21 protein-coding genes and 6 pseudogenes are annotated in these 18,660 nt (G+C 35.6%); 24 read left to right on the forward strand and 3 right to left on the reverse strand.

Annotated elements, in window-relative coordinates; all coding sequences use genetic code 11:
- Positions 1–486 precede the first annotated feature (486 nt).
- Complete coding sequence (locus tag AAGD99_RS07045; RefSeq protein WP_341822981.1) at positions 487–750, forward strand: hypothetical protein; 264 nt, start codon at positions 487–489, stop codon at positions 748–750.
- On the opposite strand, the gene AAGD99_RS07050 is transcribed toward AAGD99_RS07045, so the two are convergent.
- A protein-coding gene (locus tag AAGD99_RS07050) for an IS630 family transposase (RefSeq protein WP_341822214.1) occupies positions 737–1,751 on the reverse strand; the annotation gives its coding sequence in 2 pieces (ribosomal slippage) (positions 737–1,285 and positions 1,287–1,751; 1,014 coding nt in all). The genes AAGD99_RS07045 and AAGD99_RS07050 overlap by 14 nt on opposite strands.
- 111 nt (positions 1,752–1,862) lie before the next feature.
- Here AAGD99_RS07050 and AAGD99_RS07055 point away from each other — a divergent pair.
- From AAGD99_RS07055 to AAGD99_RS07065, 3 genes and pseudogenes are all read left to right on the forward strand, one after another.
- Positions 1,863–2,033, forward strand: a complete 171-nt coding sequence (locus AAGD99_RS07055) for a hypothetical protein (protein WP_341822982.1) — start codon at positions 1,863–1,865, stop codon at positions 2,031–2,033.
- A 37-nt stretch (positions 2,034–2,070) separates the two neighbouring features.
- Positions 2,071–2,365: pseudogene (locus AAGD99_RS07060) on the forward strand (IS481 family transposase); the annotation flags it as partial.
- A gap of 118 nt (positions 2,366–2,483) precedes the next feature.
- Positions 2,484–3,165 (forward strand): annotated as a pseudogene (locus AAGD99_RS07065) (integrase core domain-containing protein); the annotation flags it as partial.
- 270 nt (positions 3,166–3,435) lie between these two features.
- Here AAGD99_RS07065 and AAGD99_RS07070 read toward each other — a convergent pair.
- A pseudogene (locus tag AAGD99_RS07070) lies at positions 3,436–4,844 on the reverse strand (IS4 family transposase).
- 131 nt (positions 4,845–4,975) lie between these two features.
- Here AAGD99_RS07070 and AAGD99_RS07075 point away from each other — a divergent pair.
- From AAGD99_RS07075 to AAGD99_RS07090, 4 genes and pseudogenes are all read left to right on the forward strand, one after another.
- Positions 4,976–5,308: pseudogene (locus tag AAGD99_RS07075) on the forward strand (major capsid protein).
- Between the two features lie 181 nt (positions 5,309–5,489).
- A pseudogene (locus AAGD99_RS07080) lies at positions 5,490–5,787 on the forward strand (hypothetical protein).
- Positions 5,788–6,300 carry a phage tail protein gene (locus AAGD99_RS07085; RefSeq protein ID WP_341822983.1) on the forward strand — a complete coding sequence of 171 codons (513 nt, stop codon included), beginning with the start codon at positions 5,788–5,790 and terminating at the stop codon, positions 6,298–6,300. It abuts the pseudogene before it with no gap.
- A 63-nt stretch (positions 6,301–6,363) separates the two neighbouring features.
- A protein-coding gene (locus tag AAGD99_RS07090; protein ID WP_341822214.1) for an IS630 family transposase occupies positions 6,364–7,378 on the forward strand; the annotation gives its coding sequence in 2 pieces (ribosomal slippage) (positions 6,364–6,828 and positions 6,830–7,378; 1,014 coding nt in all).
- On the opposite strand, the gene AAGD99_RS07095 is transcribed toward AAGD99_RS07090, so the two are convergent.
- Positions 7,365–7,751 (reverse strand): helix-turn-helix domain-containing protein, encoded by a 387-nt coding sequence (locus tag AAGD99_RS07095; protein WP_341822984.1) that lies wholly within the window; start codon positions 7,749–7,751, stop codon positions 7,365–7,367. The two genes, AAGD99_RS07090 and AAGD99_RS07095, sit on opposite strands and share 14 nt — an antisense overlap.
- A gap of 75 nt (positions 7,752–7,826) precedes the next feature.
- Here AAGD99_RS07095 and AAGD99_RS07100 point away from each other — a divergent pair.
- From AAGD99_RS07100 to AAGD99_RS07175, 16 genes and pseudogenes are all read left to right on the forward strand, one after another.
- Positions 7,827–8,252 (forward strand): annotated as a pseudogene (locus AAGD99_RS07100) (phage portal protein); the annotation flags it as partial.
- Positions 8,249–9,295, forward strand: coding sequence for a S49 family peptidase (locus AAGD99_RS07105; protein WP_213863532.1), 1,047 nt, complete (start codon positions 8,249–8,251; stop codon positions 9,293–9,295). The pseudogene AAGD99_RS07100 and the gene AAGD99_RS07105, both read left to right, overlap by 4 nt.
- Positions 9,296–9,372: 77 nt before the next feature.
- Positions 9,373–9,741: a head decoration protein gene (locus AAGD99_RS07110; RefSeq protein ID WP_077188124.1), complete on the forward strand. Its 369-nt coding sequence runs from the start codon at positions 9,373–9,375 to the stop codon at positions 9,739–9,741.
- A gap of 25 nt (positions 9,742–9,766) precedes the next feature.
- Entirely contained in the window at positions 9,767–10,771 is a 1,005-nt protein-coding gene (locus AAGD99_RS07115) for a major capsid protein (protein ID WP_341822985.1), read from the forward strand.
- Complete coding sequence (locus tag AAGD99_RS07120) at positions 10,771–11,082, forward strand: hypothetical protein (protein WP_264686591.1); 312 nt, start codon at positions 10,771–10,773, stop codon at positions 11,080–11,082. The genes AAGD99_RS07115 and AAGD99_RS07120 overlap by 1 nt, the downstream gene beginning before the upstream one ends.
- A gap of 19 nt (positions 11,083–11,101) precedes the next feature.
- Complete coding sequence (locus AAGD99_RS07125; protein WP_370274078.1) at positions 11,102–11,587, forward strand: phage tail protein; 486 nt, start codon at positions 11,102–11,104, stop codon at positions 11,585–11,587.
- A complete protein-coding gene (locus AAGD99_RS07130; protein WP_138265010.1) occupies positions 11,584–12,057 on the forward strand; it encodes a hypothetical protein in 474 nt (157 codons plus the stop codon). The genes AAGD99_RS07125 and AAGD99_RS07130 overlap by 4 nt, the downstream gene beginning before the upstream one ends.
- Positions 12,044–12,511 carry a phage baseplate assembly protein V gene (locus tag AAGD99_RS07135; protein ID WP_341822986.1) on the forward strand — a complete coding sequence of 156 codons (468 nt, stop codon included), beginning with the start codon at positions 12,044–12,046 and terminating at the stop codon, positions 12,509–12,511. Before AAGD99_RS07130 ends, AAGD99_RS07135 begins: the two co-directional genes overlap by 14 nt.
- Positions 12,512–12,724: 213 nt before the next feature.
- Positions 12,725–14,071, forward strand: a complete 1,347-nt coding sequence (locus AAGD99_RS07140) for an IS110 family transposase (protein ID WP_341822314.1) — start codon at positions 12,725–12,727, stop codon at positions 14,069–14,071.
- Between the two features lie 56 nt (positions 14,072–14,127).
- On the forward strand, positions 14,128–14,382 hold the full coding sequence (locus AAGD99_RS07145; RefSeq protein WP_213863528.1) for a PAAR domain-containing protein: 255 nt from the start codon (positions 14,128–14,130) through the stop codon (positions 14,380–14,382).
- A 2-nt stretch (positions 14,383–14,384) separates the two neighbouring features.
- The gene (locus AAGD99_RS07150) at positions 14,385–14,720 is read left to right on the forward strand and encodes a GPW/gp25 family protein (protein WP_065095147.1); all 336 of its coding nucleotides are present in this window, start codon (positions 14,385–14,387) and stop codon (positions 14,718–14,720) included.
- A 2-nt stretch (positions 14,721–14,722) separates the two neighbouring features.
- Positions 14,723–15,523 carry a baseplate J/gp47 family protein gene (locus AAGD99_RS07155; RefSeq protein ID WP_265017595.1) on the forward strand — a complete coding sequence of 267 codons (801 nt, stop codon included), beginning with the start codon at positions 14,723–14,725 and terminating at the stop codon, positions 15,521–15,523.
- Positions 15,523–16,683: a phage tail protein gene (locus tag AAGD99_RS07160; RefSeq protein ID WP_341822987.1), complete on the forward strand. Its 1,161-nt coding sequence runs from the start codon at positions 15,523–15,525 to the stop codon at positions 16,681–16,683. Before AAGD99_RS07155 ends, AAGD99_RS07160 begins: the two co-directional genes overlap by 1 nt.
- Before the next feature lie 168 nt (positions 16,684–16,851).
- Positions 16,852–17,562 (forward strand): ankyrin repeat domain-containing protein, encoded by a 711-nt coding sequence (locus tag AAGD99_RS07165; protein ID WP_065095389.1) that lies wholly within the window; start codon positions 16,852–16,854, stop codon positions 17,560–17,562.
- A gap of 25 nt (positions 17,563–17,587) precedes the next feature.
- Positions 17,588–18,049 carry an ankyrin repeat domain-containing protein gene (locus AAGD99_RS07170; RefSeq protein ID WP_341822988.1) on the forward strand — a complete coding sequence of 154 codons (462 nt, stop codon included), beginning with the start codon at positions 17,588–17,590 and terminating at the stop codon, positions 18,047–18,049.
- Between the two features lie 106 nt (positions 18,050–18,155).
- Positions 18,156–18,431: a hypothetical protein gene (locus AAGD99_RS07175; protein WP_017532679.1), complete on the forward strand. Its 276-nt coding sequence runs from the start codon at positions 18,156–18,158 to the stop codon at positions 18,429–18,431.
- The last annotated feature ends 229 nt before the right edge of the window (positions 18,432–18,660 follow it).

The following is an 18,660-nucleotide window of genomic DNA, read 5'->3' on the forward strand; positions in this document are numbered from 1 at the left end:
CTTCCGCCTAACAAGTATAGTGCGGCTTGGCTAAAATACAAATTAGCCATATCAGACCGCGGAGAGAACCATGGAAGCATGCTATTTTAACTTATATTAAGACTATGAAGGGAAAGAATGATACCTTAGTTTTTATAAGCTTAATGAATATGTGGATAAATACTTTAAATGTGTGTGGCGTATTTATCCACATATTCATTGGCTGCATAATTTAAAAGAGATTAATTAGAAATTTAGTGCTGGTGTTTTGATTGCCAATAAAACCCCTTTTGATTGAATAAGATAATACGATAGTAAATAAAAGGTTGTATCAGACCTGAGTTTTACATCAAAAAATATTTTTCATGATACAAAAAATTATTATTGACTTTCATGCAATTAGAGAACCTTTGATCAAAAGAGAGCACCAAATTTATGGGGTGAGCAACTGCGCTATTTCAACTACTACAACTAAATCAATAAATCTTAATAGGAGGAAAAAGCACTGTGAAACCGCCAAAACTGACTGGTGAATTAGTATGTGATATATATGAATTAACAAATAAAGATAGAAAGAATATTCAAAAACTAGCAAGAGAAATAGAGGAAGGGAAAGGTGTTGCTGGAAAGTTCAGAAATAGAATATTCAAAAGGTCCAGCTATAACGCGAGCACGATTCTTTTAGCAAAAATAACTCGCAAGTATCAGGGTAGAGAGAAGACGTTGTCACTACTACATTATGCTATAATACCAAATCTCATAAATAAGTAGGCAAATAACTCACAGAACAAATGGTTTTGATCGAACTTTCCGTAATATTACGAATGAATGCACATACAGTATCCTCCAATAAACTAACAGAGTCATATATTCTATTTTTAATGAGATTGTCTTTCAAATATTGCCATAAACGCTCTACTGGATTTAACTCTGGTGAATATGGAGGTAAATAGATTAAGGTAATATTTTGTGGTATTTTTAAACCTTTGGATCTATGCCATCCTGCACAATCCACAACAAGAAATGCCTCCCTTGTTCCTAAATATTGTGACATCTGCTCAAGGAATATATTCATACAATCAGTATTGACGTTTGGTACGAATAAGCTAGAACTCTCTCCATTTCTAGGATTAACTGCACTATAGAGATAAAAGTTTTGCCTACCTAATTTTACCTTAACCTGTGTCCTAATGCCTTTTTTAAACCACCCGTGTCCAATCTTTGAATGTGTGCCAAACCGCGACTCATCGAAGAAAAATAGCTCTTTTTCGGGATACGTGACAATAGTTTCATTAAGATTTTTTTTTAAACTCTTCTTGTTTATTTTTATCCTGTTTATTGTGCACAGGCCTTGGAGTAATATACGAAAAACCTAACTTTTGCATCAGTCTATGTGCTGTAGACTTACTTACCTCAATAGAAAACATTTTCTCAATTATGATTTTTAATTTCTTAGCCGTTAGGTTGGCTCCTTCTTCTGCTATGACATTTTTAATTTCTTCTTGCTGCTTGTAGCTCAACTTCGGCTTTACTCCACGTCCTGGTTGTATTTTAAACGCATTGACTCCTCCTTCCTTAAATCTTGTAATCCACTTCATCAATGTAGTTCTAGTAATTCGGTATATTTGAGCAACTTTTGTTATTCCATATTCTTTTGCAGATATTATTGCCTGTAATCTTCTTCCTATCTCTCCTCTTATGCCGTGCTTCTTTAATTCCAGGTTACACTTATTATATAATTCTTCTCCTATTGCTTTACTTTTTCCTGCCATAACTCCCCACTAATTCTTAAATTATTCTATTTTAGAAATTTTTCTTTATTCGTCTATTTATTTTTAGGAATTGGTATAAGTCATAAGAATAATCAAGCTGTAAAAGATCTTTTGGAAGAAGCCAAAAAACAAAAACTATTAAAGGAAGTTCTGAATGAAGAAATGACCACAAAATATTCAGATGGTCGGGAAGAAACTCATACAATACTTACAGATGCTATATCACGTAGAGACAATGACATTATGAGAGTAGTTGTACAGTTCCAGAGTGTGATGGTATGATAAAATGTGAGAAAAAAATATCATCAAGGGAGGAATTATGGGACAAGTATTACATGGGTGCGCCAGAACAACAGAGACAATTCGTAGAGCAATACAAAATAGTAAAGAGAGCATAGCAAAACTCTCCAAGTGTTATAACCTTAAACCAAAAACTATTATTAAGTGGAGAAAACGCTCATTTACCAAAGATGCTGGTATGGGTCCAAAGCATCCAAGATCAACTGTTTTAACTTTAGAAGAGGAGTGTTGCATTTCGTAAGCATACTCTATTGCCATTAGATGACTGTCTCTACGCTTTGCAAACCTCAATCCCACATTTGAGTCGCTCCAGCTTATACCAAACTTCGTTATTGGGAAGACAAATAGAATATACGATAAATTCACTTAAACCTCCAGTTATAGGCGGAAAGCACTCTTTTTCATTTGTCTCATTATTATTGAGAATTGGTATTACATCGTTGTTTACAAAGGCACAACATTAGCAGACTACCAGATGTCGATGGTGAAGTTAAATCAAGAAAGAAATTCAAACAATATCCTATAGGCTATTTCCATATTGATATCGTGGAAGTTAGAACAGAAGAAGGAAAGCTGTATTTGTTTGTTGCAATAGATCAAATTCACCTACGTTGAGTTGCACAAAAGTGCTACAAAACCCATAGCTGCTGAGTTTTTAGGTAATCTGATTAGAATTTTACCGTATAAAATCCACACTATTTTGACAGATAATGGCATACAATTTACAAATCAGAAGCGCCATAAATACGCCTTCCAACACATATTTGATAGAGTTTGTGAAGAAAATAACATTGAACATCGTCTGACAAAAGTTAGCCATTCTTGGACAAATGGACAAGTTGAACGTATGAATAAAACTTTAAAGAATGCTACAGTTAAGAAATATTACTATCGTTCGCATCAGCAACTTAAGGAGCATCTTTATGACTTTGTTATGGCCTACAATTATGCAAAGAGACTCAAAGCTCTTAGGGGTCTTACGCCTTTTGAATTTATATGTTCTCAGTTGACAAAGTCTCCTGAATTATTTATAATAGATCCACACCATCACACTCTGGAACCATACATCTTATTCGTCTCAAAGACTGGTGGCAAATACTCAAAGCCAAACTAAGAGGACACTATAACTACTTCGGGATTAGCGGAAATTATCGATGGCTCAATAAGTTTAATTGGGCAGTAAAGAAACTAACGTTTAAGTGGATAAACCGACGTAGCCAGAAAAAGAGCATGAATTGGGAGCAATTTATTCATTATACACAAGTCAATCCACCACCAAAACCAAAAATATGTTTTTCCTTGTATACACAGGAGGTATGTCGTGAACGCTAATATTGTGGAGCCGTGTGCGGGAAAGCTGCATGCACGGTTCTTGCGCTTACTATTACCCACAAGTATAGAATTCATGAGCAAGTCTCCATCCTTCTGCTAAATCAAAGAGACGTTTCCATCCCTTCCACAAAGCTATAGCTAAGTCATTTTTGCGAGCTAAAAACCCTCCTAACTTGGCCACCCACCTCACAATTTCTCTTATAGGTGCAGGATAGTTTTTTGTCTTAAGCATTTTGGTATATAAAACCTTCCATTCGTCATCAGTCAGTATGACAGTGCAAGAAAGATTCGCTAGCTACCAATGTGATAAAAAATATTCTCCATGCAATTATACTCATAATTGTAAGAAAGCGGATCAATCTATCTGCTGTTTGGAGCCTACATTCTTCAACTTTAAGACCGGATTTCAAAATTTTATGAAAAACCTCTATTCTCCATCTTAAGCAATACCATTGTATTTTTTCTACTGCTTCTTCAAAATTATTAATATTTATATTTGTTAACAAAATCCAGTTCATGGGCTCTTCGCCAAATGGGGGATATTTTTCTATAACATAGACAGCATTTAAATTTAAATTAGGAAGTTTTTGGGTTTTACGTCTAGCGTTGTTTTTTGATGCATTCATCACAAAGTTACTAAACTTTACTTCTAAAACTGTTGTTCTTTGAGGTTTGTTATCGCGAGCAGACTTGAATTTCTTCTTGACAAGACATGCGATTCATCAAATCCCACAATCTTTCACCACCTTTTTCAGAATAAGTCGACTTCTTGTTTACTGTTCTGTTTTGATTTCCTCTTACTACAAAAAGAGATTGATTAGTGGAAGCAACTTCAAATAAATCATAAATATCTGCTTCTCTATCACAAACGGTAACTACCTTAACATCCTTTAATCCAGGATGTTTAGTAGAATCTTTAAGTGCACCGTATGCTTTCTTTCTCTTCTATGGGAAGAGCAGTATTATGGCTTCTTCTTTTCAACTCCTTTAGGTCTTCAGCTAAGGAAGGTCTAGTACTAATTTTTTGATCCAATAATCCTATCTTCTGTTGTAACTGCAAACGTTGTATGCATCATGGGTTTTAAAATTAGTTGTTTTAGATGTTAATCTTGCTGCTATAATCCCTAATCCTTCGGTCTTTTTATGATTTTTATATGAAATATAACTCGTGTCCTGGATAGCTAAGATAGTTGAGTATTCTTTAGCTCTTTCAACAGTTTTAATTATATGACTGTCTAATATCTTTCTTTCAGAAATGGCATCGTTTTGGAAAAATCTATAAGCTGCTTTACTTTGATGCCAATCTTCACAAGCTTGATTTATTGAACGCTCAGGCGATTCAGCAAAACTATTAACTATTTTTAGAAGCCTTTTACTTAATCTTATATCACCAAAATTAACAATTCCAAATTCACTTTCTGCCCATTCGCCAGTTGAGGTATTTATAGTTCTTTTCATCATATATTCCATTTTTAGACCATAGATCTATTTATAATAGAAAGTTGAATTAGTAAAATAGCAGCTTTTTCTCCATTTTTAGATTTATGGGTAATAGTAAGGTTCTTGCGGGGGAGTTATAGAAGTAAAACTCAATCAAGGGGGATAGGACTATGACTTCTACCGAACGATCAGGATTTACGTTCTGTGGAATAACATTTGAGGAGTACAGAGGACAAGCAACCGATCCTGAAGGAATTGTGAGAAGGTTTATAGAAAAAGATACAGGACATTGTTTTCCACTAGGAACAGCAAGCACATTTACTACTTACTTTGCGCCAGCGGACTTTAATGAAACGGTTTGGTCAGCCATTGTATGCAAAACAAGAGCCAAGAAGATTTGATAGAGGAACTGACCTTCATACCCAATCCAACCTTTGCCGATGTGCCACCGTCCGGGGATATTAGTAAAAATCGTTGCAGCATAGAGGAGCCAAAAAGGAGATTTCCTCCTACCAATATAGCCACTTTCTTAGCGTGCTTCTTAAGTTACTATATAAAGGTAAAATGGTTTCCATGTTTGAGCAGGTAGATCAGCTATAAAAAAGAAGTGAGGTAAGGAAGTGGTCTACCCTGCTCCAAGTAAAGGCTAGTACATAAAAGCAAAAGATGCAAGAAAAAATAAAAAGATTATTGAAAGATTGTTTTGCACATTTAGGAGAGCAAGCGTTGTATGAGTCAAGGGATAAGTCGTACATGGTGCAGATATTAAAGCAACAGCCAGATAAATTATACGGAAGGACAATTTGTAGGAGAAATTTTGACTTTAGAAGTAAGTGTGTTTGATGTATTAAAGCCAATGGTGGGAGATACTTTTTCCATAGGTAGTTGTAGATACAGAGTACACTCACCGCCACTCAGAGATAACTCTGGAATGATCTGGAAAATTCAAGCGTCAGGAGTATAAATGCGTATTAACATCGAAGTCACCGATAGCATCGAAAAAGTTATGCAAAGCATAGATGCTGAAAGAAGAAAAATAGAATTAGCAACAGTGAGAGCATTAAACAAAACAGCACTATGGGTAAGGTCACAAACTGTCAAACAAGTAAACGAAGAAAAACAAATACCAAAAAAAGCAATGAGAAAAAAGTTAAGTGTGGATAAAGCAAATAGAAAGCGTTTATGGTCAGTAGTGAAGCTGAGTTCGCAGTGGATAGGAGTAGCAAAACTTGGGAGTATAAAACAGACAAAGATAGGAGCAAAGGTAGGAAGCCGTACGTATGAAGGAGCATTCATAGCAACAATGAAAAATGGTCATATAGGAATATTCAAAAGAAGGTACATGACACCGTTACCAATAGATGAAATTAAAGTAAACACGCAAGCTCGGGAAATAATGAAAGAGTTAGTTGATAATGAAGTAGAGAGAGTATTTGAGAAGTATTTTGATCAGCAAATGAGTTATACCAATTCCTAAAAATAAATAGACGAATAAAGAAAAATTTCTAAAATAGAATAATTTAAGAATTAGTGGGGAGTTATGGCAGGAAAAAGTAAAGCAATAGGAGAAGAATTATATAATAAGTGTAACCTGGAATTAAAGAAGCACGGCATAAGAGGAGAGATAGGAAGAAGATTACAGGCAATAATATCTGCAAAAGAATATGGAATAACAAAAGTTGCTCAAATATACCGAATTACTAGAACTACATTGATGAAGTGGATTACAAGATTTAAGGAAGGAGGAGTCAATGCGTTTAAAATACAACCAGGACGTGGAGTAAAGCCGAAGTTGAGCTACAAGCAGCAAGAAGAAATTAAAAATGTCATAGCAGAAGAAGGAGCCAACCTAACGGCTAAGAAATTAAAAATCATAATTGAGAAAATGTTTTCTATTGAGGTAAGTAAGTCTACAGCACATAGACTGATGCAAAAGTTAGGTTTTTCGTATATTACTCCAAGGCCTGTGCACAATAAACAGGATAAAAATAAACAAGAAGAGTTTAAAAAAAAATCTTAATGAAACTATTGTCACGTATCCCGAAAAAGAGCTATTTTTCTTCGATGAGTCGCGGTTTGGCACACATTCAAAGATTGGACACGGGTGGTTTAAAAAAGGCATTAGGACACAGGTTAAGGTAAAATTAGGTAGGCAAAACTTTTATCTCTATAGTGCAGTTAATCCTAGAAATGGAGAGAGTTCTAGCTTATTCGTACCAAACGTCAATACTGATTGTATGAATATATTCCTTGAGCAGATGTCACAATATTTAGGAACAAGGGAGGCATTTCTTGTTGTGGATTGTGCAGGATGGCATAGATCCAAAGGTTTAAAAATACCACAAAATATTACCTTAATCTATTTACCTCCATATTCACCAGAGTTAAATCCAGTAGAGCGTTTATGGCAATATTTGAAAGACAATCTCATTAAAAATAGAATATATGACTCTGTTAGTTTATTGGAGGATACTGTATGTGCATTCATTCGTAATATTACGGAAAGTTCGATCAAAACCATTTGTTCTGTGAGTTATTTGCCTACTTATTTATGAGATTTGGTATTACCTCAATAGAAAACATTTTCTCAATTATGATTTTTAATTTCTTAGCCGTTAGGTTGGCTCCTTCTTCTGCTATGACATTTTTAATTTCTTCTTGCTGCTTGTAGCTCAACTTCGGCTTTACTCCACGTCCTGGTTGTATTTTAAACGCATTGACTCCTCCTTCCTTAAATCTTGTAATCCACTTCATCAATGTAGTTCTAGTAATTCGGTATATTTGAGCAACTTTTGTTATTCCATATTCTTTTGCAGATATTATTGCCTGTAATCTTCTTCCTATCTCTCCTCTTATGCCGTGCTTCTTTAATTCCAGGTTACACTTATTATATAATTCTTCTCCTATTGCTTTACTTTTTCCTGCCATAACTCCCCACTAATTCTTAAATTATTCTATTTTAGAAATTTTTCTTTATTCGTCTATTTATTTTTAGGAATTGGTATAACAGGAGATTTAACAGGTGTTAATTATTCATCCATTCGGGCAGGGCTGATAGAGTTTCGCAGAAGGTGTGCAATGTTACAGCATAACGTGATAGTGTTCCAGTTTTGTAGACCTATTTGGAATAGATGGCTAGAATTAGCAGTGCTTTGTGGAGAACTGAGTATAGATGAAAAAGTAGTAAAAGCAGCGAAAGAAGAAGTAAAATGGATACCACAGGGATTTGATTGGGTGGATCCACTGAAAGATCAGCAAGCACAACAAATGGCAGTAAGAAATGGATTTAAGAGTCGATCGGAAGTAGTATCAGAAATGGGTTACGATGTTGAAGAAATTGACCAAGAAATAGCAGAAGATCAAAGACGTGCAAGCGAACTGGGCTTAAGTTTTGATTCTGAGGTTACTGCAAATCAAGAGGTGATATGAAACAACAATGGCTAAACAGATGTGTAATGGTAGAACCAAGGAGTTTTGAGTTACTGTCACTACAAACAGGAAAGCAGCCTATCTTTAAAAATATAAAACATGCAGTAAGAAATAGTGAAAGAGGAATAATACCGATACATGGCATTTTAACTAAAAAACCTGGTGCATTTGATGAAATGCTCGGAATGACATCATATGAGCAAATAGAAGAACAAATTACACAAGCATTAGCAGATAGTAGCATAGAGACAATTATACTGGAAATAGATAGCCCCGGAGGAGAGGTAAACGGTATATTTGACCTAGCTGACTTTATTTATGAATCAAGAGCAAAAAAGAGGATAATAGCGATAGCAAATGATGATGCATATTCTGCTGCGTACGCTATAGCCTCTAGCGCTGAAAAGGTATTTGTGAGCAGAACCTCAGGAGTAGGAAGCATAGGGGTAATTGCAAGTCATATAGATCAAAGTGGATTTAATGAAAAATGTGGAATAAAATATACCACAGTATTTGCAGGAAGTAGAAAAAATGATTTAAATCCACATGAGCCAATGACTTCTGAAAGTCTGGAAAGCTTACAAAAAGAAGTAGACCGACTATATGAAATGTTTGTGCAGCTAATAGCGAGGAACAGAGGTCTTTCAATTGAAAAGATTCGATCAACGGAGGCAGGGCTATATTTTGGCGAGAGAGCAATAGAAATAGGTCTTGCAGATGGAATTACAATTCTTTCATCTATTAATAAAAACAGGAGTATTACTATGAATGAACAAACTACAACTGACCTAGAAACTGATAATTTAACTAAGTATCGTACTGAAGTTCTTGAATTAATACGTTTATGTAACTTATCACGAATGCCAGAGAAAATAGAAGAATTTATAGAGCAAGGCGTAAGTATTGAGCAAGCCAGGGAAGTTTTAATGGAATTACTTGCAGAGAGAACGAAAAAGACAGAGATACTGAGTGCAATACCGCAGAATTCAGGAGAAGAGTTGATGATGGAGGTAGCAAGGACTAGAGCGCAATCAAGTATTTAAGTTTTTTTATAACCGCCGCGTACAACAATTACAAACATGGCGGTAAAACTAAAGGGGAAAATAAATGAGGAAATTTTATGAGTTGTATAATCGAACAAAATAATCTAGGTGACTTATTAAAGTATGAGGCATCAAGTCTATATTCAAGAGACCAAATAACGGTAGCCAAGGGACAAAATCTTAAACTTGGTACAGTTGTTGGTAGTGATAAGGATAACATGATTAAGATAATAAATCCAACTGCAACAGATGGTACACAAACAGCAATAGGTGCGATAGTAAGTGATGTAAATGCGACAGAAAATGCCAAAGCAGTAATCATTACACGTATAGCAATGCTAGCAGATCATGCAATTGTGTGGCCAACAGGTATCACTGAAGAGCAAAAAGCTGCAGCAATAAAGCAACTTGAAGGACGAGGGATCATTGTCCGCAAGGGAGTGTAACTTAAATTAATAAGGGGGAAAAAGAATGCAAAATCCATTTACGAATACAGCATTTAGCATGACGGCACTAACAAATGCGATGAATATATTGCCGATAAATTATGGACGTGTTGAAAATTTAAATTTGTTTCCAAGTAGGTCAGTAAGATTTAGACATATTACGATAGAAGAACACAACGGAGTGTTAAGTTTACTACCAACGCAAGTACCCGGAGCACCAGCAACAGTAGGAAAAAGAGGAAAAAAAAAGATAAGAACATTTACGATTCCGCACATTCCGCATGATGATGTAGTGCTGCCAGAAGAAGTACAAGGAATAAGGGCATTTGGATCAGAGAGTGAACTTAAAGCGCTTGCAGATGTAATAACTGATCATTTGCAGCTAATGAGAAACAAACATGCAATAACATTAGAGCATTTGCGAATGGGAACGCTCAAAGGAATAATTTTAGATGCTGATGGGTCAGAATTATTAAATCTGTACAACGAATTTGAAATAACACCAAAAGTAGTAAATTTTGCCCTTGGAACAGCAACAACTGACGTAAAACGTAAGTGTCTGGAAGTACTCCGGCACATAGAAGATAATCTAAGTGGTGAATATATGACTGGAATTCATGCCTTGGTAAGCCCTGAGTTTTTTGATGCATTAACTTCTCATGCTAAAGTAAAAGAAGCATATGAAAGATGGCAAGAAGGAGCAGCACTTCGAAATGATATGAGGTCAGGATTTACGTTCTGTGGCATAACATTTGAGGAATATAGAGGGCAAGCAACTGACCCTGAAGGAACCGTAAGAAGATTTATTGAGAAAGATACAGGGCACTGTTTTCCAGTAGGAACAGCAAGCACATTTACAACATATTTTGCACCAGCAGATTTTAATGAAACAGTGAATACTCTTGGACAGCCACTCTATGCAAAACAAGAGCCAAGAAGATTTGATAGAGGAACTGATTTACATACGCAGTCGAATCCATTGCCAATGTGCCATCGTCCGGGAGTTTTGGTAAAAATTAGTTCTAGTTGATGAATATAGGAAAATTATTGGAAGATTGTTTTGAGCATTTAGGAGTGGAAGCCACATATTGTAATAAAAATAAGGAGGGCATTCGTAGAATAAAAGTGCTAATTAAACGTCCTGAGACTACGTACTCTCTAGGTGCAGATGGAGCATTAACTCAGCAAATTGCTTCTATAGAAATACGTGATCAGGACGTTACTTCCTTTAGCATAGGTGATTATATCAAGATTGAAAAAAGGTTCTACAAGATTTTTGAACCACCGTTAAAAGATTCTTCGAGTGAAATATGGAAAATTGAGGCAATAGAAAGTGTTTGATATTAAAATTAGTAACAATATTAATGAAATAGTCTACAATATTGACGAAAAAGAGCAGAAAGTAAAACTGGCAGCTATAAAAGCACTAAATAGAACAGCACTATGGTTAAAAGCGCAAGCAGCTAAGGAAATCAGTGAGGAAAAGAAGATAAAATTAAGTTTGATAAGAAAGAGATTAAGAATTTTTAAAGCAAAAACAAGCAGATTAGAAGTGTTAATTAGAGCAAATCTCTACGACATTAGAGCATCGACAATTGGCAAAATACAAAAAACAAGAAGAGGATCGAAAGTAGGAAAGCATGAGTTTATAGGAGGATTTGCAGCAGTTATGCCAAAAGGAAATAGCGGTATGTTTAAACGTGAAGGAAGAGCAGCATTGCCAATAAAGGAAGTTAAATTGTCACTCGAACCTGAGGCTTCAAGGATAATAGGGAATCTTGTTAATTATGAGGTTGAGGAAGTGTTTGAAAAGTTCTTTGAACGTGATATTACAAGAAATATATGAATTTTAAAGATTTGCATAACGCAATCTGCACTACGCTGAAGAAAGAAATACCAGCAATTCAAACTTGTGAAATTTATCCATCGATAAGGAAAGAATTATTAGCGCCAGCGTTATTTGTAGAGCTTGTGAGTTTAGAATCGGGAAAAGATCCAGGAACAGAAGAATTAGCACTGAAAGCAAGATTTGAAGCACGAATTGTGATTGATAGCACAATAGAAAATGCAGCTATTATTGTCAGAACATTAGCTGCTGAGGTGGCAAAAGTTGTAAACAAAAATACATGGAATATAAAAAATGTTTCACCAGGAGAATTTATCTCTGCAGAAATTGACGGATTTAGACCCGAATTAGATGCATATTTGGTGTGGATGGTTGATTGGAGTCATCAGCTTCATTTAGGTAAATCGATATGGACAGAAAATAAGATTAAGCCACATACGATTATAATAGAAGAAAATGTTAGAGAGTAATTTTGCTATTTCAGAGCTGCAAAGAAAGTTAGCAAACATTGTACGAATAGGAGTTGTAAAAGAAGTAGATTATGAGAAAGCAAAAGTAAGAGTGAAGATAGGAGAACTTTTAACAGATTTTCTTCCATGGATAACTTCTAGAGCAGGAGAGGAAAGAAGCTGGCTACCACCAAGCATAAATGAACAGGTAGTAATATTGTCACCATTGGGAGAGTTATCATTAGGAGTAGTACTAGCTGGAATATATCAACAGAAGTATGCTGCACCAGAGAATAAAAAAGAAATAAATAGTGTGAAGTTTCAGGATGGAACAAGATTGTTATATGATAAAGAGAAGCATCATTTAGAGATTGAAGTAGTAGACAAAATAACACTGAAAGCTGGGGAATCGAGCATAGCACCGAACAGAAAAATCTGTCAAACCAGGAAGAAACTCTCCAATTTAAGTTTTTAGCAGTTTTTAAGTACAATTGTACAGGAGGTGCTTTTGCAGTTATAACCGAATTTTTCACTGGTGCCATAAGTGCCCGTTTCATAGCATGGTTTTGGGAGGAACGTTCGAACCATTGATGGAGCCATATTTTATGACTACCTCGTTTAGGAGATTGTATAATCTTAACCATTCCCAAGCTGAAGCACTTCGTTATTACAAATTATAGGAGCTACCATGAAAAAAGCAAAAAGTAAATTAGAGATAATGAATCCTAACGCAGCAGGAATAGATATCGGTTCATCTGTGCATTATGTATGTGTACCTGAAGAAAGAGATGAACAACGTGTACAAAAGTTTAGCTGCTTCACAGAAGATCTTCACAATATAGCAAAGTGGTTAAAGAAGTGTAAAGTTACTACAGTAGCTATGGAGTCAACAGGAGTATATTGGATTCCTTTGTTCCAAGTACTTGAATCGTATGGATTCGAAGTAAAACTGGCAAATGCAAGGCATGTAAAAAATGTACCTGGGAGAAAATCAGACGTCCAGGATTGCCAATGGCTACAACAACTACACAGTTATGGGTTAATCCAAGGATCGTTTAGGCCAGATGATCAAATGTGCATATTGCGTAGTTATGTTCGGCAACGTAAAAATCTTACAGAAAGTGCGACTACACATATTAATAGGATGCAAAAGGCGTTAGTACAAATGAATATTCAGTTACATAAAGTAATAAGCCATATAACAGGTGTCACTGGAATGCAAATTATTAAGGCTATAATCGAAGGTGAAAGAAATCCTAATAAATTAGCTGAATTAAGGGATGTGCGAATAAAGAGTGATAAATCGGCTATTGCCAAAGCACTAACAGGTGACTACAGAGAGGAACATTTATTTGCATTACAGCAGGAATTTGAACTATACAATGTTTATCAGGAAAAAATAGCAGAGTGTGACAAAAATATTGAAAACCACTATAAGACATTTGAAGCGAAATCTGACGAGAGTAAAGAGTTAAGCAAGGAAAGAAGTAAGTATCGAAAAGATAAGCCAAACTTTGCCTTGCGTGAAGAATTGTATCGAGTAACCGGTATAGATTTTACTAAAATTCCTGGATTTGATGTACTAACTGTACAAGCTATTATTTCGGAAATTGGTATTAACTACAGTAAATGGCGATCAGAAAAGCATTTTACTTCATGGTTAGGGCTAAGTCCTGCTAATAAGATTACAGGGGAAAAAGTATTTAGGACAAGAACTCGTGAGGTTATCAATCGTGCTGCAAATGCCTTTCGAATGGCTGCTTATGCCGTGGGAAAAAGTAAGAGTGCATTGGGTGCATATTATAGAAGATTAAAAAAGCAACTAGGATCCCCAAAAGCAATTACTGCTACAGCAAGGAAATTAGCGTGTATCTTCTATCAAATGTTGAGATACGGACAAAAGTATGTAGAAAAAGGAATGAACTATTACGAAACACGTTACAAAGAGAGAGTCGTGAAAAATTTGATCAAAAAGGCACGGGATTTTGGTTATATCTTGGTGCAACAGGAAGAGCTAGTTGAGGGAGTTTCTTAGGAGAGATGACGAAGAGCGAAATAAAACTGAAAGCAGATAGAATAAACCTTAATTAAATGAATAAATCGGTTGTACGAGTAGGAGATTATTGTGTAGAAGTAACACCGCATTTTTGCATTAGTGGGAGTAACAATGTTTTTGTAAATGGTAAGCCAATGTGCAGACAAGGAGAAAGTTTTAGTGAAGGAGAAGTAATGGTTCAAGGATCAAAAACAGTGTTTGCAAATGGGTTTGGAGCGGGAAGAGTAGGAGATATAGTTTCATGTGGGTTTAAAGTAATAAAAGGCAGTGAAAACGTGTTTGCAGGCTAAAAATGAAAGGGATGGACTCCAAAACAGGAAAAGAATTAGAAGGAATAGAACATCTGAAACAATCAATAATTGATATACTGACCACTCCTATTAACAGTAGAATAATGAGGAGAGATTATGGGTCAAGACTATTTGAATTAGTAGATAAGCCAATAAATAGAGATTTAACTTTGGAAATCTATTCAGCAGTAGCAGAAGCTCTACAAAGGTGGGAGGAAAGATTTAAGCTAGAAAAAGTAAAAATGACAGAGGTGAAAGAAGGAAAAGTAACGCTTGATCTAGAAGGATTATACTTACCAAGCGGGAAAAACATTCATTTTGATGAAATTGTAGTTTAAAGATGAAGCAGCTAAATATTGTAGAAAAGCTGAGTTATGAAGAAATCTTTTCGAGAATGAAAGAAGAGTTAGTCCGTAGAGATGAAACCTTTTCAGGATTAGTAGAATCGGATCCAGCAATGAAGGTATTAGAAGTAGCAGCATGGAGAGAGTTGTTACTCAGACAAAGGATAAACGAAGCTGTAAAGGGTAATTTACTAAAATTTGCAACGGGAGAAGATCTTGATAATTTAGCTGAGTTTTATGGAGTGGAGAGGCAAAAAGAAGAAGATGATGAACGATTTAGAAAAAGAATTAAAGCAAAGATAGTAGGCTCAAGCACGTGTGGAAGCAAGGAGTATTATAGGTATCATGCACTGTCGGCAGATAGTAGAGTAAAAGATGCATTAGTAGAATCACCTATACCAGGAAAAGTACAAATTTCAATCTTATCAACACAATTATCCACAACTGGCATATTGTCAGAAGAGCTACTAGAAATTGTAAAAAAGCAGGTTACTAGAGATGATATAAGGGTTTTAACAGATACAGTAACAGTAGTTGGTTGCAATATTACGGAAATAGATATTCACAGCAGAATGAGCATAAGTCCTGTGATATCGAAGGAGGAAATCAAGAAGCAGTTCATTAAGAAGTTTGAAGCAAATAGAAGGCTGGGATGGAGTGTGACAAGATCATGGATAATAGCGAATCTATTTGTAGAGGGTGTAGAAAATGTGGAATTAATCGAGCCAAAAGAAGATGTTGTAGTGCTAGGAAATGAATGTGCAAATTTGCGAAATTTAAAGATTGAGTTGAATTAATGTTACTGCCACCAAATGCAACAAAACAGGAAAAAGCGCTAGTAGATGCGATAGATTATAAAGTAGATCCAAGCTGTATCAGGGGATTTAAGTTTAGATTGGAAGAAGAAACATTGCCGTGGATAATAGAAGAATATGGTTTAGAAGAAATACTACGCTGGGTAAAAGATAAAAGAAGAGCCATAGTAGAAGGAGTAAAATTTCAAAGACTGCGAGGAACACCTAAATCACTTAAAATAGCACTCAAGTGGGCAAATATAGAAGACATTACAATCATCGAAGAACCACCCGGTAAACACTTTTTTGAGTTGCAAGTAGGGATAAAAGAGGTACCAAATGACTTCTTCGTAGATGCAGTAGTAGAGCTGGCAAAACTATCACTGCCTGTAAGATCCAGATTGATGAGGATTTTTAACGATTATTATAATGCGCAAAGATTTATATTGGATGAGAGTTTATTTGGAGATCTTCTTTCTGACTATTCAGGGGTAAAAATAGAAAAAGATGGACCGGTGTTATCGTTTGGAAGAGTAAATTTCTTCAGGTTTAGTGTTACGTCAATTAAGGTTATAGAGAGTTATCTACGCAACCATTATGAACAAACATTTAGTAATGACATATATCGATTAGATGTAGCAGTACTTGGAGAAACAGAGCCTCATACAAAAGATTACAAAGGCGTCTATGAAAGAAGTCATCAGTGGTATAACTTAAAAGCACTATATCCATTACCACAGAGTTTATTACCAGAAATTAAGTTTGCGAAGGCGCAAGTTATATTATCGGACAGTTGGAACTTAGAAGAAATAAATGCGTGCTTTCCGGTTGGTAGCATAGAAGAAGAAGGAAATAAATTTGTATTGGGAAACGATAAACTTTCATGGCAACGTTGGAATTTAAAACACAAACCAATTTTAGAAAGGTTTAGCGTTACTCACAACTATAAAGTAGAAAATTATACAGATCAGAAGGTCAGAAAATATGTTTTAGCAGAACACAACGTTTACTATAAAAATGATTTGGATTCAGAGCAAAAAGACTCAATACACGAATTAGAAAAGCACATTTTAGTATTTTACCCGGGAGTACTGAAGTGGCATGAACATCGACATTTGCACAGAAGTTGGAAAGATAGTCGAATAATATCTCTAATAAGTTAAGTACTTATATTTAGATACTCATATATTATATTAATAATAGGTAAAAGTGTATGAAATAAAAAGAAAAAGACTTGCTTTCTCATGCTAAAAAGGACATGACTTGAATAGCAGCAGGTAAATATAAGAAATTTGTCTGGTGCTAGAAAAGCTAATTTTGTGAGGTATGAAATGAGTTTTAGCAAGAGTAAGTTTTTTAAAGAAGTATCAAGTAACGGATTTAAAGACATTAATAAAAGAAATGAAGAAGGAGAGACGATCTTGCATCAAGCAGTAGAAATCTCTGATTACAAAACAGTGAGATTATTAATAAAAAAAGGAGCAGAGGTAAATGCAAGAGATAAAAATGGTTATACACCTCTACACTGTGCAGTATTCGCAAAGAGTTTAGAAAATGTAAAAGTGCTGCTAAGGTCGGGAGCAGAAGTAAATGCCACTCAATATGTCACTGGATGTACGCCACTCCACTCTGCGTGCAAGATGGGAGGAGCAGGAGTTGAAATAATAAAAGAGCTGGTAAAGGCTGGAGCTGAAGTTAATCAACTGAATAAGTACGGCGCAACGCCAATGTATTACATCTGGGAAAGTGAAAAGTATCGTCTATGTGATAGCAAAGAGAGTGAAAAGGCGAGTAAATTTTTGAGAGAAAAAGGAGGAATAACAAAAAGTAGAGAACTGACGTGCTATGGAATAGAGGGGCTAGTGGGAGAAATAGCAGACATGTTGAATGGAAGCTACATGCCGGAGCTAAAAATAATAGAGATAGGAGAAATAAGGAAGAGAGACAAATCGCTAATAAAGAAAGAATGTCAAAATTTAGCAAGCAAGATAATCAGCCAAGTGAATGCAATGATAGATGAGGTGGTAAAAAGGAAGGCTTAGGTTTAAAGAAAAGGTGGGGTAAGTTATGGTAAAGCTGGGTAAAAAAGATAAGTCACTATTAGAGAACTCGTTTAAAAATATTTATGAAAGAGACGAAAAAGGAAGAACAGCTCTACATTATGCAGTAGAGGTAAAAACAGTGAGGTTATTAATCGAAAAAGGAGTAGATGTGAATGCAGCAGATGTAAGAGGACATACAGCACTGCATCTAGCGATAATGGAGAAACGTCTAGAAACAGTTAGAGAATTGATAAAATCAGGAGGGAATGTAAATGCTGAAGAGTATGGCAATAAATGCACTCCGCTGCATCTTGCATGTATGGTAGGAGAAAAAGAAATAGTGGAGGAGCTAGTAAAAGCAGGGGCTGAAATAGAGCAAGCAGATAAATTTGGAATAACAGCGATGGATTATGCGAAAAATAGCAAAGAAATAGCCGAGGTATTAAAGAAAGAAACAGAGAAAATGGAAAGTTTGTTAAAAAAATAAGAGTCGTATCAGAAAGCGCAACAGCAGTTGGCAAAGGAAGGGCTAGACCAAATTTGAAGGCTGTAGCTGATAAAAGTTGGTCTTTTTCATAAGAGTAAATGGATTGATGGAAAAAAGGAGTGGTAAGGCTCCTTGCACTACAAAAACATTTGCAGGAGAAACTATGAGAAAAAGAACATTAACTTGCCGATACGAGCCAGATGAATTAGCGGAACAACATCTAGCAGACGCCTATGAGCTGTTACTAAGGTATGCGGTAAAAAGAAACAATGAAAAGGAGATAAAGAAAAATGATAACAGTGGCCTTATATGCAAGAGTTTCATCGAAGAGTCAAGCGCAGAACAATACAATAGAGAGTCAAATTGCCGAGCTCAAGCATAGCAACGAACCAACAAACTGTTGGTTATACCAGAAAGAAACTCCTCTCTTCATTTATACGATCTTAGTATAATCGTGACGAAGAAGCTGCTTCTGCAGTTATAGCCGAACATTTCAGTGGTGTCGTAAGTCCCGTAGCATAGCATGGTTTTGAAGGTGACGGTTAAACCATTGATGGAGTCTATTCAGACTACCTCGTTTAGGAGAGTGCCTTAATTTTACCGTCCCAAGC

The sequence above is a fragment of the Wolbachia endosymbiont (group A) of Clivina fossor genome, assembly GCF_964026865.1.
GTDB lineage: Bacteria > Pseudomonadota > Alphaproteobacteria > Rickettsiales > Anaplasmataceae > Wolbachia.

Excerpts from the sequence above, each read along its gene's own strand:
- AAGD99_RS07085 (WP_341822983.1), top strand. The coding sequence starts at position 5,788 with ATGCGTATTAACATCGAAGTCACCGATAGCATCGAAAAAGTTATGCAA.
- AAGD99_RS07115 (WP_341822985.1), top strand. The coding sequence starts at position 9,767 with ATGCAAAATCCATTTACGAATACAGCATTTAGCATGACGGCACTAACA.
- AAGD99_RS07110 (WP_077188124.1), top strand. The coding sequence starts at position 9,373 with ATGAGTTGTATAATCGAACAAAATAATCTAGGTGACTTATTAAAGTAT.
- AAGD99_RS07135 (WP_341822986.1), top strand. The coding sequence starts at position 12,044 with ATGTTAGAGAGTAATTTTGCTATTTCAGAGCTGCAAAGAAAGTTAGCA.
- AAGD99_RS07175 (WP_017532679.1), top strand. The coding sequence starts at position 18,156 with ATGGAAAAAAGGAGTGGTAAGGCTCCTTGCACTACAAAAACATTTGCA.
- AAGD99_RS07140 (WP_341822314.1), top strand. The coding sequence starts at position 12,725 with ATGAAAAAAGCAAAAAGTAAATTAGAGATAATGAATCCTAACGCAGCA.
- AAGD99_RS07165 (WP_065095389.1), top strand. The coding sequence starts at position 16,852 with ATGAGTTTTAGCAAGAGTAAGTTTTTTAAAGAAGTATCAAGTAACGGA.
- AAGD99_RS07130 (WP_138265010.1), top strand. The coding sequence starts at position 11,584 with ATGAATTTTAAAGATTTGCATAACGCAATCTGCACTACGCTGAAGAAA.
- AAGD99_RS07160 (WP_341822987.1), top strand. The coding sequence starts at position 15,523 with ATGTTACTGCCACCAAATGCAACAAAACAGGAAAAAGCGCTAGTAGAT.
- AAGD99_RS07095 (WP_341822984.1), bottom strand. The coding sequence starts at position 7,751 with ATGGCAGGAAAAAGTAAAGCAATAGGAGAAGAATTATATAATAAGTGT.
- AAGD99_RS07105 (WP_213863532.1), top strand. The coding sequence starts at position 8,249 with ATGAAACAACAATGGCTAAACAGATGTGTAATGGTAGAACCAAGGAGT.
- AAGD99_RS07145 (WP_213863528.1), top strand. The coding sequence starts at position 14,128 with ATGAATAAATCGGTTGTACGAGTAGGAGATTATTGTGTAGAAGTAACA.
- AAGD99_RS07150 (WP_065095147.1), top strand. The coding sequence starts at position 14,385 with ATGAAAGGGATGGACTCCAAAACAGGAAAAGAATTAGAAGGAATAGAA.
- AAGD99_RS07170 (WP_341822988.1), top strand. The coding sequence starts at position 17,588 with ATGGTAAAGCTGGGTAAAAAAGATAAGTCACTATTAGAGAACTCGTTT.
- AAGD99_RS07155 (WP_265017595.1), top strand. The coding sequence starts at position 14,723 with ATGAAGCAGCTAAATATTGTAGAAAAGCTGAGTTATGAAGAAATCTTT.
- AAGD99_RS07120 (WP_264686591.1), top strand. The coding sequence starts at position 10,771 with ATGAATATAGGAAAATTATTGGAAGATTGTTTTGAGCATTTAGGAGTG.